General features: G+C 72.0%; 11 protein-coding genes and 5 pseudogenes. 9 read left to right on the top strand and 7 right to left on the bottom strand.

Going from position 1 to position 13,302, the window contains the following annotated elements:
* A pseudogene (locus ACFYOH_RS34340) lies at window positions 1–453 on the top strand (hypothetical protein); the annotation flags it as partial.
* Here the strand turns inward: ACFYOH_RS34340 and ACFYOH_RS34335 are convergent.
* The 4 genes from ACFYOH_RS34335 to ACFYOH_RS34320 form a co-directional block, all read right to left on the bottom strand.
* Window positions 429–1,106 (bottom strand): GntR family transcriptional regulator, encoded by a 678-nt coding sequence (locus ACFYOH_RS34335; protein WP_388633929.1) that lies wholly within the window; start codon window positions 1,104–1,106, stop codon window positions 429–431. The pseudogene ACFYOH_RS34340 and the gene ACFYOH_RS34335 overlap by 25 nt on opposite strands.
* A gap of 133 nt (window positions 1,107–1,239) precedes the next feature.
* Window positions 1,240–2,187 (bottom strand): beta-ketoacyl-ACP synthase III, encoded by a 948-nt coding sequence (locus ACFYOH_RS34330; RefSeq protein WP_388633927.1) that lies wholly within the window; start codon window positions 2,185–2,187, stop codon window positions 1,240–1,242.
* A 137-nt stretch (window positions 2,188–2,324) separates the two neighbouring features.
* Window positions 2,325–2,453 carry a hypothetical protein gene (locus ACFYOH_RS34325; RefSeq protein ID WP_388633924.1) on the bottom strand — a complete coding sequence of 43 codons (129 nt, stop codon included), beginning with the start codon at window positions 2,451–2,453 and terminating at the stop codon, window positions 2,325–2,327.
* The gene (locus ACFYOH_RS34320) at window positions 2,428–3,759 is read right to left on the bottom strand and encodes an OFA family MFS transporter (protein ID WP_388633922.1); all 1,332 of its coding nucleotides are present in this window, start codon (window positions 3,757–3,759) and stop codon (window positions 2,428–2,430) included. Before ACFYOH_RS34320 ends, ACFYOH_RS34325 begins: the two co-directional genes overlap by 26 nt.
* 238 nt (window positions 3,760–3,997) lie before the next feature.
* Between ACFYOH_RS34320 and ACFYOH_RS34315 the strand changes: the two are divergent.
* The 5 genes and pseudogenes from ACFYOH_RS34315 (at window position 3,998) to fdhD (ending at window position 6,917) form a co-directional block, all read left to right on the top strand.
* A pseudogene (locus tag ACFYOH_RS34315) lies at window positions 3,998–4,968 on the top strand (2-dehydropantoate 2-reductase).
* 17 nt (window positions 4,969–4,985) lie between these two features.
* Window positions 4,986–5,240 (top strand): annotated as a pseudogene (locus tag ACFYOH_RS34310) (molybdopterin dinucleotide binding domain-containing protein); the annotation flags it as partial.
* A gap of 9 nt (window positions 5,241–5,249) precedes the next feature.
* Window positions 5,250–5,884: pseudogene (locus ACFYOH_RS34305) on the top strand (NAD(P)H-dependent oxidoreductase subunit E); the annotation flags it as partial.
* Between the two features lie 3 nt (window positions 5,885–5,887).
* Window positions 5,888–6,061, top strand: a pseudogene (locus tag ACFYOH_RS34300) (Fe-S-binding domain-containing protein); the annotation flags it as partial.
* Window positions 6,062–6,068: 7 nt separating this feature from the next.
* Complete coding sequence (gene fdhD / locus ACFYOH_RS34295; protein ID WP_388633920.1) at window positions 6,069–6,917, top strand: formate dehydrogenase accessory sulfurtransferase FdhD; 849 nt, start codon at window positions 6,069–6,071, stop codon at window positions 6,915–6,917.
* Window positions 6,918–7,183: 266 nt separating this feature from the next.
* On the opposite strand, the gene ACFYOH_RS34290 is transcribed toward fdhD, so the two are convergent.
* Both ACFYOH_RS34290 and ACFYOH_RS34285 read right to left on the bottom strand, forming a co-directional pair.
* Complete coding sequence (locus ACFYOH_RS34290) at window positions 7,184–7,711, bottom strand: isochorismatase family protein (RefSeq protein ID WP_388633918.1); 528 nt, start codon at window positions 7,709–7,711, stop codon at window positions 7,184–7,186.
* Between the two features lie 19 nt (window positions 7,712–7,730).
* Window positions 7,731–8,168 (bottom strand): MarR family winged helix-turn-helix transcriptional regulator, encoded by a 438-nt coding sequence (locus ACFYOH_RS34285; RefSeq protein WP_388633916.1) that lies wholly within the window; start codon window positions 8,166–8,168, stop codon window positions 7,731–7,733.
* Between the two features lie 127 nt (window positions 8,169–8,295).
* On the opposite strand from ACFYOH_RS34285, the gene ACFYOH_RS34280 reads away from it, so the two are divergent.
* Window positions 8,296–9,213: a zinc-binding alcohol dehydrogenase family protein gene (locus ACFYOH_RS34280; RefSeq protein WP_388633913.1), complete on the top strand. Its 918-nt coding sequence runs from the start codon at window positions 8,296–8,298 to the stop codon at window positions 9,211–9,213.
* Window positions 9,214–9,346: 133 nt separating this feature from the next.
* On the top strand, window positions 9,347–11,224 hold the full coding sequence (locus ACFYOH_RS34275; RefSeq protein WP_388633911.1) for an exo-alpha-sialidase: 1,878 nt from the start codon (window positions 9,347–9,349) through the stop codon (window positions 11,222–11,224).
* On the opposite strand, the gene ACFYOH_RS34270 is transcribed toward ACFYOH_RS34275, so the two are convergent.
* A complete protein-coding gene (locus tag ACFYOH_RS34270; protein WP_388633982.1) occupies window positions 11,174–12,220 on the bottom strand; it encodes a bile acid:sodium symporter family protein in 1,047 nt (348 codons plus the stop codon). The genes ACFYOH_RS34275 and ACFYOH_RS34270 overlap by 51 nt on opposite strands.
* Before the next feature lie 137 nt (window positions 12,221–12,357).
* Here ACFYOH_RS34270 and ACFYOH_RS34265 point away from each other — a divergent pair, with 137 nt between their 5' ends.
* Entirely contained in the window at window positions 12,358–13,227 is an 870-nt protein-coding gene (locus ACFYOH_RS34265) for a LysR substrate-binding domain-containing protein (RefSeq protein WP_388633908.1), read from the top strand.
* Window positions 13,228–13,302: the final 75 nt, after the last annotated feature.

Raw genomic sequence — 13,302 nt, 5'->3', positions numbered from 1 at the left:
GCGTCGCCGCTCGCGGCCCGGGTGGCGCTCCTCCTCGCACCCGACTCGGCCCTCCGCACGGCCCCGCGGCTGCGACCTGTCCGCCTCCGGGCGGCCGACGCCGCGCTCGCCCTGGCCAGTGTGCGTATGCCGGCATCAAGAAGACCCGTCGGCCATCCGGCCCAACACCCGCAGCCCGGACCGGCGTCGCCGCTCGCGGCCCGGGTGGCGCTCCTCCTCGCACCCGACTCGGCCCTCCGCACGGCCCCGCGGCTGCGACCTGTCCGCCTCCGGGCGGCCGGTGTCGCGCTCGCCCTGGCCGGCGTTCGTAGGCAGGTCGGCGGTGAACTCCTGCTGCTGGTGGCCGGGGTGGTGGTCATGTCGGCGGTCGAGGCGCGGTCCTGCGCGGCGGCCCGGACGGCCTTCACCGGGTGGCGGAACCCGTGTGATCAGGACCCGTTGCGGTCATGGTAGGAGCGGCGGGTGTGTTCCGTGTGGGTGCGCATCAGCTGGGCGGCCCGTTGTTCGTCGCCGGCGGCAATCGCGGTGATCAGTTCCCGGTGTTCGATCCAGGACTGGCGTCCGCGCTGGCGGGCCACCGGGGTGTAGTACCAGCGGACCCGGCGGTCGACCTGGGCGGTGAGTTCGGCGAGGACCGCGTTGCCGGCGAGTTCCATGATCTTGGCGTGGAAGGCCGCGTTGAGGGCGACCGCACGGTCCACCTCGTCGGCGGCGACGGCCTTCTCGCCCTCGGCGCACAGCTCCTCCAGCGCGCCGACCCCCGGGGCGCCGGCGTGCAGGGCGGCGAGCCGGGCCGCCTCCGCCTCCAGCAGGGTGCGGACCGTGAGCAGCTGGTCGGCCTCCTCCTCGGTCGGCTCGTGCACGAACGCGCCCTGCGCGGGCCGCAGATCGACCCAGCCCTCGGTGTTGAGCCGCTGCAGCGCCTCGCGCACCGGCTGCCGGGAGACACCGAGGTGTCCGGCGAGCTCGCTCTCGACCAGGTGCTGGCCGGGCTGCAGCGCGCGGGTGGTGATGAGCTCCAACAGCGCCTCGTAGACACGCTCGCGCAGCGGCCCGGGGCGTTCCAGCTTGGGCACCGCCCCCTGCGGCAGTCCGGTCGACAACATCGCGGTCCCCCTCCTGGGCAGGTCTGGCATGTGCACGCTGGACGCTCAGTATCGATTGTCTTTTGTCTACAGTCTACGGTGCACAAAATCCAGACCTGTTTGAGCCCACTTCAGGCAAGCTTCGCTTCACCGCTCACGGGCAGCGTACGACCTGCCCCGCGTAGGAAAGATTGCCGCCGAAACCGAACAGCAGCACCGGGTCGCCGGAGCTCAGCGCCCCGTGTTCGAGCAGCTTGGAGAAGGCGAGCGGGATGCTCGCGGCCGAGGTGTTGCCCGATTCGGTGACATCGCGGGCGACGACGGCGTTGACGGCGCCGAGCTTTTCGGCCAGCGGCTCGATGATGCGCAGGTTGGCCTGGTGCAGGACGACTCCGGCGAGGTCCTCGGGGGCCACGCCGGCCCGTTCGCAGGCGCTGCGGGCGATGGCCGGGAGCTGGGTGGTGGCCCAGCGGTAGACGCTCTGCCCCTCCTGCGCGAACCGCGGCGGGGTGCCCTCGATCCGCACGGCGTGCCCCATCTCCGGCACCGATCCCCACAGCACCGGCCCGATCCCCGGCTCCTCCCCCGCTGGGCAGACCTCCACCACGGCGGCACCGGCCCCGTCGCCGACCAGGACACAGGTGGTGCGGTCGCTCCAGTCGGTGACGTCGGACATCTTGTCGGCGCCGATGACCAGCGCACGGGCGGCCGCGCCGGCCCGGACGGTGTGGTCCGCGGTGGCCAGCGCGTGGGTGAAGCCGGCGCACACCACATTGACGTCCATCGCGGCAGGCTGGGGGATGCCGAGCCGGGCCGCGACCCGTGCGGCGGTGTTCGGGGAACGGTCGATCGCCGTGGAGGTGGCGACCAGGACGAGGTCGATGTCGCCGGGGGTCAGACCGGCGGCGGCGAGCGCCTTCGCGGCGGCGTGCGCAGCCAGCTCGTCGACCGGCTCGTCGGGTCCGGCGATGTGCCGGGTCCGGATGCCGACCCGGCTGCGGATCCACTCGTCGCTCGTGTCGACCATCCCGGCCAGGTCCTCGTTGGTGAGTACCCGGGCGGGCTTGTAGTGACCGATGGCGGCGATGCGCGAGCCGTTCATGGCGGGAGTCCCCTCGTGGCCGTGGTAGCGGGATCCTCCAGTCTGATCAGTGACCCACGGGTACGACGGCAGGTGAAGCCACAGGAATCGGGCGCCCGAGTTGTCGGCTTCCCTCAGACCCTCGGACGCCCGAGCACTCACCCTGTGAACAGCTGCGTCGCCTTCTGCACGAGTTCGTACACCCCGTAGCCGAGGGGCACCCCCACCCACAGCCAGGCGAGGGCGATCAGGCCCCGCCGGCTAGGCGGGCTGCTGTCGCTGGGCATCTGGGGCCTCCCTCTGTGCGGGGATGTGGTGGCGGGTGTGGACGGGACGGACGAGTTCGTTGGCGACGAAGCCGACGACGAGCAGGCCGATCATGATGCCGAACGACAGCCCGTACAGCGCCGGGCCGTGCTTCCCGGCCTCCTTCTGCCGGTCCGCGATCCAGTTGACGATCAGCGGCCCGAGCACGCCCGCGGTGGACCAGGCGGTGAGCAGCCGGCCATGGATGGCGCCGACCTGACAGGTGCCGAAGAGGTCCTTCAGATAGGCGGGGACCGTCGCGAAGCCGCCGCCGTAGAAGGACAGGATCACGAGGGCGCACAGGACGAACAGGGGTTTCGCCGAGTCCCCGAACAGCGCGATGAGCAGGTACATCAGCGCGCCGACGCCGAGGTAGCAGCGGTAGATGTTCTTGCGGCCGATGCGGTCGGAGGCGGACGACCAGCCGATGCGGCCGGCCATGTTGGCCGCCGACAGCAGCGCGACGAAACCGGCCGCCGCGGAGGCCGACACCGGGGTGGAGCTGTCCGCGAAGAAGTCCGTGATCATCGGGGCGGCCTTCTCCAGGATGCCGATGCCGGCGGTCACGTTGGTGCAGAGCACGATCCACAGCAACCAGAACTGCGGGGTGCGCAGCGCACTGTTGGCGGACACCTGCACGCCGGCGACGGAGCTCGGTCCGCTCGCTTCCGCGCCTGGCGTGTCCCCGCGGGGCACACGCACGAGGAGTACGCCGAGCGTCATGAAGACCGCGTACGCCAGACCGTGCACCAGGAACGCGAGCGCGATCCCGGAGTGGCCGGTGCCGAAGGAGGAGAGCATCTGCGCCGACCAGGGCGAGGCGATCAGGGCGCCGCCGCCGAAGCCCATGATGGCGATGCCGGTGGCCATGCCGGGCCGGTCCGGGAACCACTTGATCAGGGTGGAGACGGGCGAGATGTAGCCGATGCCGAGGCCGATCCCGCCGACGAAGCCGTAGCCGAGGACGATCAGCCAGTACTGCTTCGTCTGGGCGCCGAGCGCGGAGATCAGGAAGCCGGAGGAGAAGCAGACGAGGGCCACGGTCATGGCCCAGCGCGGCCCGTTGCGTTCGACGAGCGTGCCGCCGAACGCGGCGGACAGACCGAGCATCACAATCGCCAGCTGGAACGGCAACGCGCTCTGGGTGCCGTCGAGATGGAGCGCGGATTCGAGCGGCGGCTTGAACACGCTCCAGGCGTAGGCCTGTCCGATCGACAGATGGACGGAGAGGGCGGCGGGCGGGACGAGCCAGCGGCTCCAGCCCGGGGGTGCGAGAGGGGGGCTCATGCCCGCGGACGGTAGGGCCGGGAGCGGGAGTTGGGAAGGACGCGGTCGACCGTATGCGGTGAACGGTATCCGGGAGGCGCTCAACGGTCGCCGCGCGAACCCTTGCCGAGGGCTATTCCATACTGTAGACAATATTTCGTCGACAGCAATCAGCCGCATTCAGGAGCCGACGAGCGTCCCGCGTCGGCCCTTCCCCCGACACCTCCGCGGTATCCCTCAAACCGAACGGAGTGATCCCGTGAAAGTGGCAGTTCTCGGCGCCGGCGCCATCGGTGCCTACGTCGGAGCCGCGCTCCACCGCGCCGGCGCCGATGTGCATCTGATCGCCCGTGGACCGCATCTGGCGGCCATGAGGCAGCACGGAGTACGTGTGCTCAGCCCGCGCGGGGACTTCACCGCGCACCCCCACGCGACCGACGATCCCGGCGAGGTCGGCCCGGCGGACTACGTCTTCCTCGGCCTGAAGGCCAACGCGTACGCGGCGTGCGGGCCGCCGATCGCACCACTGCTCACGAGCGCACCGCGGTGGTGGCCGCGCTGAACGGCATCCCCTGGTGGTACTTCCACCGGCACGGCGGCCCCTACGACGGCCACCGCCTCGAAAGCGTCGACCCGGACGGCGCGGTCAGCCGCGTCCTCGCCCCCGAGCGCGCCGTCGGCTGTGTCGTCTACGCCGCCACCGAACTCCAAGGTCCCGGTGTCGTAAGGCACTTGGAAGGCACCCGGTTCTCCGTCGGCGAGCCCGACCGCAGCATCTCCCCGCGCTGCCTCGACTTCAGCGAGGCCATGCGGACCGGCGGACTCAAGTGCCCGGTGGAGCCCGACCTGCGCGGGGACATCTGGGTGAAGCTGCTCGGGAACATCTCCTTCAACCCGATCAGCGCCCTGGCCGGCGCCACCATGCGGCAGATGTGTCTGCACGGCGGCACCCGCCGGGTCATCGAGACGATGATGCGCGAGACGCTCTCGGTCGCCGAGGCCCTCGGCTGCACAGTCGGCGTCTCCGTCGAACGCCGGCTCGCCGGCGCCGAACGCGTCGGCGACCACCGCGCCTCCACCCTCCAGGTCCTGGAGCGCGGCAAGCCGCTGGAACTGGACGTGCTGCTCGCGGCCGTCGTCGAACTCGCGGAGATCACCGGCGTCGAGGTGCCCACCCTGCGCACCGTGCACGCCATCTCGGACCTGCTCGCGCTGAGGAGCGCCGCATGAGGAAACGGCAACCGATGTGCCAGGAGGACGCCGAGCGGTACGGGGTCGTGGTCGGCGAGGAGGTGCGGGTCACCTCGCGGCGCGGGTCGGTGACGGCACCGGTGTGGGTCGACACCGCGCTGCGGCCGGGGCTGGCCTTCATGACCATGCACTTTCCCGACGAGGTGGACACCAACCAGCTGACGATCGAGGCGAACTGCCCGATCACGGGGACGGCGGAGTTCAAGGCGTCGGCGATCCGGATCGAGAAGCTCGCGTCGCGACCATCGTGAGGTGACCTGGTGGATCTGCACTTCGGCGACAGCAAGCCGACGGACGAGGAACGGGCCGCCGTGGACGCCCTGCTGGGCCCGCCGGAATCTTCCTGGGAGGGCGCCGACCGCAGCGACGCCGACCTGAGGTGGGCGCGTGGCGGCCGGGCGGCCCGCAACCGGCGCGATCTGCTGCTGCCGGGGCTGCACGCCCTGAACGACCGGGTCGGCTGGATCAGAGGGCGGCCTCGGCTATCTGTGCCGCCGGCTGACCGTGCCGCCGGCCGAGGCCTACGGGGTCGCCACGCTTCGACGCGATGTTCTCCGTACGGCCCCGCCCGGCGACCGTGCTGCACGTGTGCACCGACCTGGCCTGCACGGCCGCCGGAGCCGACGCGCTCCGCACCGGCCTGGAGGAACGTCTCGGCAGCGGGGTGAGCGTCGAACGCAGCCCCTGCCTGGGCCTGTGCTAGCGCGCTCCGGCCGCCCGCGCCGTGAGGGCGGGTGATCCGGTGCGTACCGCGGTGGCGGCGCCGGCGAGCGTGGACGAGGCCGTTCGTGCGGCCGGCGCGCCGGACTCGGCGCCGGAGGAGCCGCCGGCGGCGACGGCCGTACCCCAGGCGGGGCAGGAGGGCCTCGTCCTGCTGCGGCGGGTGGGTGTCGTACGGCAGAGGCGGACGTCCACGGTGTGCGCGTACTGCGGAGTGGGCTGCACCCTCACGCTCCATGTGCAGGACAATGAGATCGTGAAGGTCACCTCGCCGCACGACAACCCGGTGACCCACGGCAATCTCTGCATCAAGGGCCGTTTCGGCTGCCAGCACGTACAGAACCGGGGCTGATCAGGACATGGGACGAGTCACGGAACGACGCAAGGTCCTCCGCATCCGGGACGGGGCGCTGTCCACCCGGCCGGACACACTCGTCGCCGAGGAACCCCTGGAGATCCGGCTCAACGGAAAACCGCTCGCGATCACCATGCGCACACCGGGCGACGACTTCGCGCTGGCGGCGGGGTTCCTGGTCAGCGAGGGTGTGCTGGCGACCGCGGACGATCTGCAGAACATCGTCTACTGCGCGGGTGCGACGGCGGACGGCTCGAACACCTACAACGTGGTCGACGTGAAGACCACGCCCGGAGTCGCCCTGCCGGACTTCACCCTGGAGCGGAACGTCTACACGTCCTCCTCGTGCGGTCTGTGCGGCAAGGCCAGCCTGGACGCCGTACGGACGACGGCCCGCTTCCCGATCGCCGACACTCCCCCGGTCCGGCTCACCCCGGAGCTGCTGGCGAGCCTCCCCGACCGGCTGCGGGCGGCCCAGCGAGTGTTCGACCGGACCGGGGGCCTGCACGCGGCGGCGCTGTTCACCGAGGACGGCGAGCTGCTGGACGTACGGGAGGACGTGGGCCGGCACAACGCGGTCGACAAACTGGTCGGGCGGGCGCTGCAGAGCGGCGATCTGCCGCTGTCGAGGGCGATCCTGCTGGTCTCCGGGCGGGCCTCGTTCGAGCTGGCGCAGAAGGCGGTGATGGCGGGCATCCCGGTGCTGGCGGCCGTGTCGGCGCCGTCGTCACTGGCGGTGGACCTGGCCGCGGAGACGGGTCTGACCCTGGTGGGCTTCCTGCGGGGCAGCTCGATGAACGTGTACGCGGGCGAGGACCGCATCGCCCTGCGGGAGGCGGCCGCCCGGGGCTGAGGGTCCTCCTCGCGGCACGGCGGCGGGGCCCGGGCCGACGGGGAGCGCCCCCTGCGCCGCCGGGCCCCGCCTCAGCCGAGGGACTGCGCCGCTGCGACGAACGCCGTGATCAGGGGTGAGCGGCGGCCCGACGCCCAGGCCGATGGCCGGGAGCATCACCAGGCGGACTCGTGGTACAGGGCCGCAGCTCCAAGCCCTCCTCGCGCAGCGGGGTGCGTACATGGCTGGGTGGTGGTCGTGGACGGGGGCGGGACGCTGGTGTGAGGTCAGGCGGGGGTGAGGCGTACGCCGGCGGCGGTCACCACCGTGCCGAGCCGGGGGAAGTCGAGGCGTACGGACGCCTCGTGCTCGGCGGCGGTGAAGGCGGCCATGGCGTCCTCGACGAAGACGAGCTCGTAACCGAGGTCGGCGGCGGCGCGGGCGGTGGACTCGACGCCGAGGTTGGTGGCGATGCCGCCGAACACCAGGGTGGTGACGCCGCGTTCGCGCAAGTGCTCGTCCAGACCGGTGCCCTGGAAGGCGCCGATGGTCCGCTTGACCACCTCCAGGTCGCCGGGTCCGGCGAGACCGGGCACGAGTCCGCTGCCGGGCGGCTGTTCGGCGACGGAGGGGCGTTCGACCCGGACGAGGACGACGGGTGCTCCGGCGGTGCGGAAGGTGTGTGCCAACTCCTGTGCGCTGGCCAGCACTTCGGTGCCCTTGCGGGGTTCCAGGGGCAGCGCGACGATGCGTTCCATCAGGTCGACGAGGACCAGGGCGGTGCGCTGCGGGTCGAGGACGGGGGCTGCGGTCATGACGGAACGTTAGCCGCCGTCAGCCGTCCGTGCCGGAAATCCGGATCAACAGGCCCATGAACTGATCGCGTTCGGCGGCCGACAGCGGGGCGAGCAGCTCGTCGTTGGCCTCGCGGGCGGCCTTCTCGCAGCGCGCGAGGAGGCGGGCGCCGTCGTCGGTGAGGGACACGGCGTTCTTGCGCCGGTCCTTGGGGTCGGGGGCGCGCAGGACATGGCCGGCGGACTGCAGGTCGTTGAGCACGCCGACCAGGTCCTTGGGGTCCAGGCCCACGCTGCGGCCGAGGTCGGCCTGGGCGACGGGCTGGAGGTCGCGGACGGCGGAGAGGACCACGTGGTGCCACATCTTCTGCCCCTCGGCCGCGAGGGCGTCGGCGACCAGGTAACGGCCCCGGGCAGCGGCGCGGCCGAGGAGCCAGCTGGGCAGGGAGCGGATCGCGGGCAGGGGTGCTTCGGCCATGTCGGCAGCCTAACGGAGAAATCGTTGGAGCTCCCAATGAATCTTCGCTATCGTTGGGACTCCCAACGAGTTCGTAGATCCCCGACGATCGAGACGCCGGCGTGCCCGGTGTGTGGAGGTGTGTGCGATGCGTCGCGTCCGATATGAATCCACCGGCGGCCCGCTGTTCCTGGAGGAGGCGCCCGTCCCCGAGCCCGGCCCCGGGGAGCTGCTGGTGCGCTGCGCGGCCATCGGGGTCACCCTGCCCGTGGTCCGCAAGGTCACCGAGGCCGCCGAGCCGATCGCGCTCGGCGGCGAGATCGCCGGTGAGGTGGTGGGGGTCGGCGAGGGCGTGACCCGCTTCCGGCCGGGCGAGCAGGTGACCGGGCTGTGCTTCGGGCACGGGTACGCCGACTTCGCCCTGCTGCCCGAGGCCACGGCCTCCCCGATGCCGGACGGCGCCGACGCCGTGGACGCGGTCGCGCTGGTGCGCAGCGGCCTGGTGGCGCTCGGTGCGCTGGCGGCGGCGCGCCCGGTGCCGGGCGAGGCGGTGCTGGTCACCGCGGCGGCGAGCGGGGTCGGCCACCTGGCGGTGCAGCTGGCGCGGGCGCGGGGGGCGGGGCGCGTGGTGGGGGCAGTGTCGGACCCGGGCAAGGCGGAGTTCGTCCGCTCGCTCGGCGCCGACGACTGTGTTCGGTACGGCGACGACGACTGGGGAGACCCCGTCGACTGCGTCCTGGACGCCGTCGGCGGTGACCTGCTCACCCCCGCCCTCGCCGCCCTGGCCCCGCACGGCCGCCTCGTCGCCTACAGCTCGGGCGGCGGCACCATCCGGGCGTACGACCTGCTGGTGGGCGCCAAGTCGGTGATCGGATTCCAGATGGCCCTGATCGCCCGCGGCCGGCCGGATCTGTACGAGCAGTGGCGCCAGGAGCTGTGGCGGCTGTTCACCGAAGGCACCCTGAAGCCCGCCGTGCACGCCGGGTTCGCGCTGGAGGACGCGGCGAGGGCACATGACGTGATCGAGCGGCGGGCCAATCTGGGCAAGGTCGTGCTGTGCCCGTAGGCCCTCCGCGGGCTCCATGTGCTGCACGCTCCTTGTGAGGCGACCTGGCCCGAACTACCTTCGATGGGGTGCACGTTGGACGTGGGATGTCCGGATGTCCAGATGTCCGGCCGACGAAGGGCAAGGTCGCACCATGCCGTCAGGTCTACGCGCCCGCCTCAGAGCCGTATTCGCCACCGCCCTCACCACGGCGGCGCTGCTCCTGGTGCAGCTCGCACCCCCCCACCCCGCACATGCCCAATCCTCCGCAGGCGACCCCGAGTTCGAGCAGCAGATCCTCTTCAAGGCGTCCCAGGACCCCGGCTACGCCTGCTTCCGCATACCGGCGATCGTGAGGACGACCGACGGCACCCTGCTGGCGTTCGCCGAGGGCCGGGTCCTCAACTGCGGGGACGCCGCCGACATCGACATCGTGCTCAAGCGCTCCACCGACGGCGGCCGCACCTGGGGCCCGTTGCAGGGGGTCAACGAGGGCGCCGGTGACACACACGGCAACCCGGCGCCGATCGTGGACCGGGAGACGGGCCGGGTCTGGCTCGCGGAGACGTACAACACCGGCCGTACCGACAGCGCCAGTTGCTCGGTCCCCTGCGACCGCACCCCGCACCTCCAGTACAGCGACGACGACGGCCGGACCTGGTCCGTGCCGCGCGATCTGAGTCCGGAGATCCTGCCCGCCGGCTGGAACTCCTGGTACGCGACCGGGCCGGTGCACGGCATCCAGCTCACCAAGGGCCGGTACGCGGGCCGGCTGGTCTTCGGGGTCAACACCGAGACCTGGGACGGCAGCCGGGTCACCGCCAACCACGCGGCGCTGATCGTGAGCGACGACCACGGCGGCCACTGGCGGATCGGCGCCACCGACACCTGGTCCATCGCGGACGACGGCACCTTCCGGCAGAAGCCGTCCGAGCTGACCCTCGCCGAGCGCGGCGACGGCTCGATCCTGGTCAGCGGCCGGGAGCAGGACGGCACCGACCTCGGCCACCGCACCCAGGCGGTCAGCCGCGACGGCGGAGGCAGCTTCACCGCGCCCTTCCACGACCTGCCCGACCTGTACGCCCCACAGGTCCAGGGTTCGATGCTGCGCCTCGGCGACCGCATCCTGCTCGCCTGCCCCGCCGACCCCGACCGGCGGCGCACGATGATGATCCGCTCCTCCTACGACGGCGGCCGCACCTGGGACAGCGTGGACCGCGGCACGGTTGTCACGACGGACTGGTCCGGCTACTCCGACCTGGTCCGCGCCGACACGGACACGGTGGGCCTGATCTACGAGGGCGGCGCGGTCGACGCGCGCGAAGAGATCCGCTTCGCCCGCTTCACCGAGAACTGGCTCGTCCCGCGCCGCGGCCCCGACCCGCTCACCGCCGACCTGGCCCCGCACGCCCGCCCGGCCGCGGTGCTCGGCGGCGCCGAGGAGACGGACGGGGTCTTCGGCGGCGCGTTGCGGTTCGACGGCACCGACGACGCCGTACGCCTGCCCTTCCGCAGCGAGCTGCCGCTGGGGACGAAGGACTTCACGGCGTCCCTGTGGTTCCGGTACACGGCCACGACCGGGGAGCAGCCACTGCTGTGGATGGGCGGGATCGGCACCACCCAGCCGCAGGTGTGGGTGCGGGGGGAGCCGGCGAACAACCGGATCCAGGGCCTGATCACGGTCCGGAACGGGGCGGTCGCGCCGCAGACCACCTATGTGCGCACGGACACCGCGTACAACGACGGGCAGTGGCATCACCTGGTGCTGCGCCGGGGCGGGGGCCGGCTGTCGTTGTTCGTCGACGGTACCGAGAAGTCCGTCGCCGACATCCCGGGGTCGGTCAGCCGTAACTCCCCCTTCGGCGTGCACATCGGTCAGCGCATGGACAGCCGGGCCTTCTTCACCGGCGCCATCGACGAGGTGCACGTCTGGGACCGGGCGCTCACCGACGCGGAACTGGCGGACCCGAAGGCGCTCAGGTCATCGAAGGACACGGTCCTGTGGCTGCCCCTGGACCGGGTGAGGGGCTGACGCGTCGGCGCCGGCGCCCGGGGCCTCCTGCGGGTCCCGGGCCCGGCGCTTGGCGATGACCGCGCACACCATCAGCTGCATCTGGTGGAACAGCATCAGCGGCAGCACGGCGAGCGAGGCGTGGGCACCGAACAGGACACTGGCCATCGGGAGCCCGGAGGCGAGGGACTTCTTCGACCCGGCGAACTGGATGGCGATCCGGTCCTCCCGGCCGAAGCCGAGCGCCTTGCCGCCGTACCAGCTCAGCAGGAGCATCACGGCGAGCAGGGCGGCCTCGACGACGAGCAGCCCGCCGAGCCGGGCGGGGCTGACCTGGTGCCAGATGCCCCGGGTCATGCCCTCGCTGAAGGCGGTGTAGACGACCAGCAGGATCGAGCCGCGGTCGACCAGCCCGAGCACCTTTCTGTGCCGGGCGACGAAGCTCCCGATCCAGCGCCGCAGCACCTGCCCCGCGAGGAACGGCACCAGCAGCTGGAGCACGATCTTGACCAGCGAGTCGGCGGAGAACCCGCCGCCGCTGTTGCCCAGCAGGCCCGCCGCCAGCAGCGGGGTGACGACGATGCCGATGAGAGAGGAGAAGGAGCCCGCACAGATCGCCGCAGGCACGTTTCCGCGGGCGATCGAGGTGAACGCGATCGACGACTGGATCGTGGACGGCACCAGCGTCAGGAACAGCAGGCCCTGGTAGAGCGGCTGGGTCAGCAGCACCGGAACCAGACCGCGCGCCGCCAGCCCGAACACCGGGAACAGGACGAACGTGCAGACCAGCACGGTCACATGGAGCCGCCAGTGGCGCAGCCCGTCCAGCGCCTCCCGGGTGGAGAGCCGGGCGCCATAGAGGAAGAAGAGGAAGGCGATCGCGGCGGTCGACGCGCCCGAGGCCACGTCGGAGGCGGTGCCCCGGGCCGGCAGCAGCGCGGCCAGGCCGACGGTCCCGAGCAGCAGGACGATGTACGGGTCGATCGGCATCCAACTCGGCCAGCGCAGGCGTTTCACGGTGCTCCGATTCATGTGCGTTCGTTCGCGGGCCCGTAGGGCCCCCGTCCATCCTCCTCCTCGAACCGCTGATCGGGAATCCCATACACCACTTTGACTGTCATCATGATCCGCGATATCCGGCTAGGCTGCCTGTCGTGTACGACCCCACGCAGTTGCGCACCTTCCTCGCCGTGGCCCAGACGCTGAGCTTCACGCAGGCCGCGCGCCGGCTGGGGCTGCGCCAGTCCACGGTCAGCCAGCATGTGCGCCGGCTGGAGGACGCGACCGGGCGGCAGCTGTTCAGCCGGGACACCCATTCGGTGGAGCTGACCGAGGACGGCGAGGCGATGCTGGGCTTCGCTCGCCGGATCCTTCAGGTCCACGAGCAGGCGACGGCGTTCTTCACCGGCACCCGGGTGCGCGGCCGGCTGCGCTTCGGCGCGTCCGAGGACTTCGTGCTCACCCGGCTGCCGGAGATCCTGGAGGCCTTCCGCTACGACCATCCGGAGGTCGACCTGGAGCTGACCGTGGAGCTGTCCGGCACCCTGCACGAACGACTGGCCGCCGGGAAGCTGGACCTGGTGCTGGCCAAGCGGCGCCCGGAGGATCCGCGGGGCGAACTGGTCTGGCGCGACGACCTGGTGTGGATCGGCGCCGAGCGGCTGCGCCTGGACGCGGACCGGCCGGTCCCGCTGATCGTGTATCCGCCGCCCGGCATCACCCGGGCCCGCGCGCTGGAGGCGCTGGAGCGCGAGGGCCGCGACTGGCGGATCGTGTGCACCAGCGGCAGCCTCAACGGACTGATCGCGGCGGCCCGCGCCGGGCTCGGCGTGATGGCCCACTCCCGGCGCCTGATCCCGCCCGGCCTGTTCCGCCTGCCGGACCGGGCCGGGCTGCCCGGGCTGGGCAAGGTCGACTTCGTCCTCGTCCACGGCCGACGCCGGGGCGCGGCGGAGGAAGCGGCGAACGCGCTGGCCACCGCCGTCCTCGCGGGCGGGGAGCGGCTGCGGCGACGGGTCGGCTGAGGCCGGTCGCCCTTGCACCGGATCCGTCAGCTGCTCGACCCGGCGCGGAAACGGCGTGGCCGGCCCCCCGCCACC

Origin of the sequence: Streptomyces sp. NPDC007856, assembly GCF_042868225.1 — a bacterium.
Taxonomy (GTDB): domain Bacteria; phylum Actinomycetota; class Actinomycetes; order Streptomycetales; family Streptomycetaceae; genus Streptomyces.
Note: the sequence above shows the minus strand (reverse complement) of the source record. Positions and strands in the feature narration are given on the sequence as shown.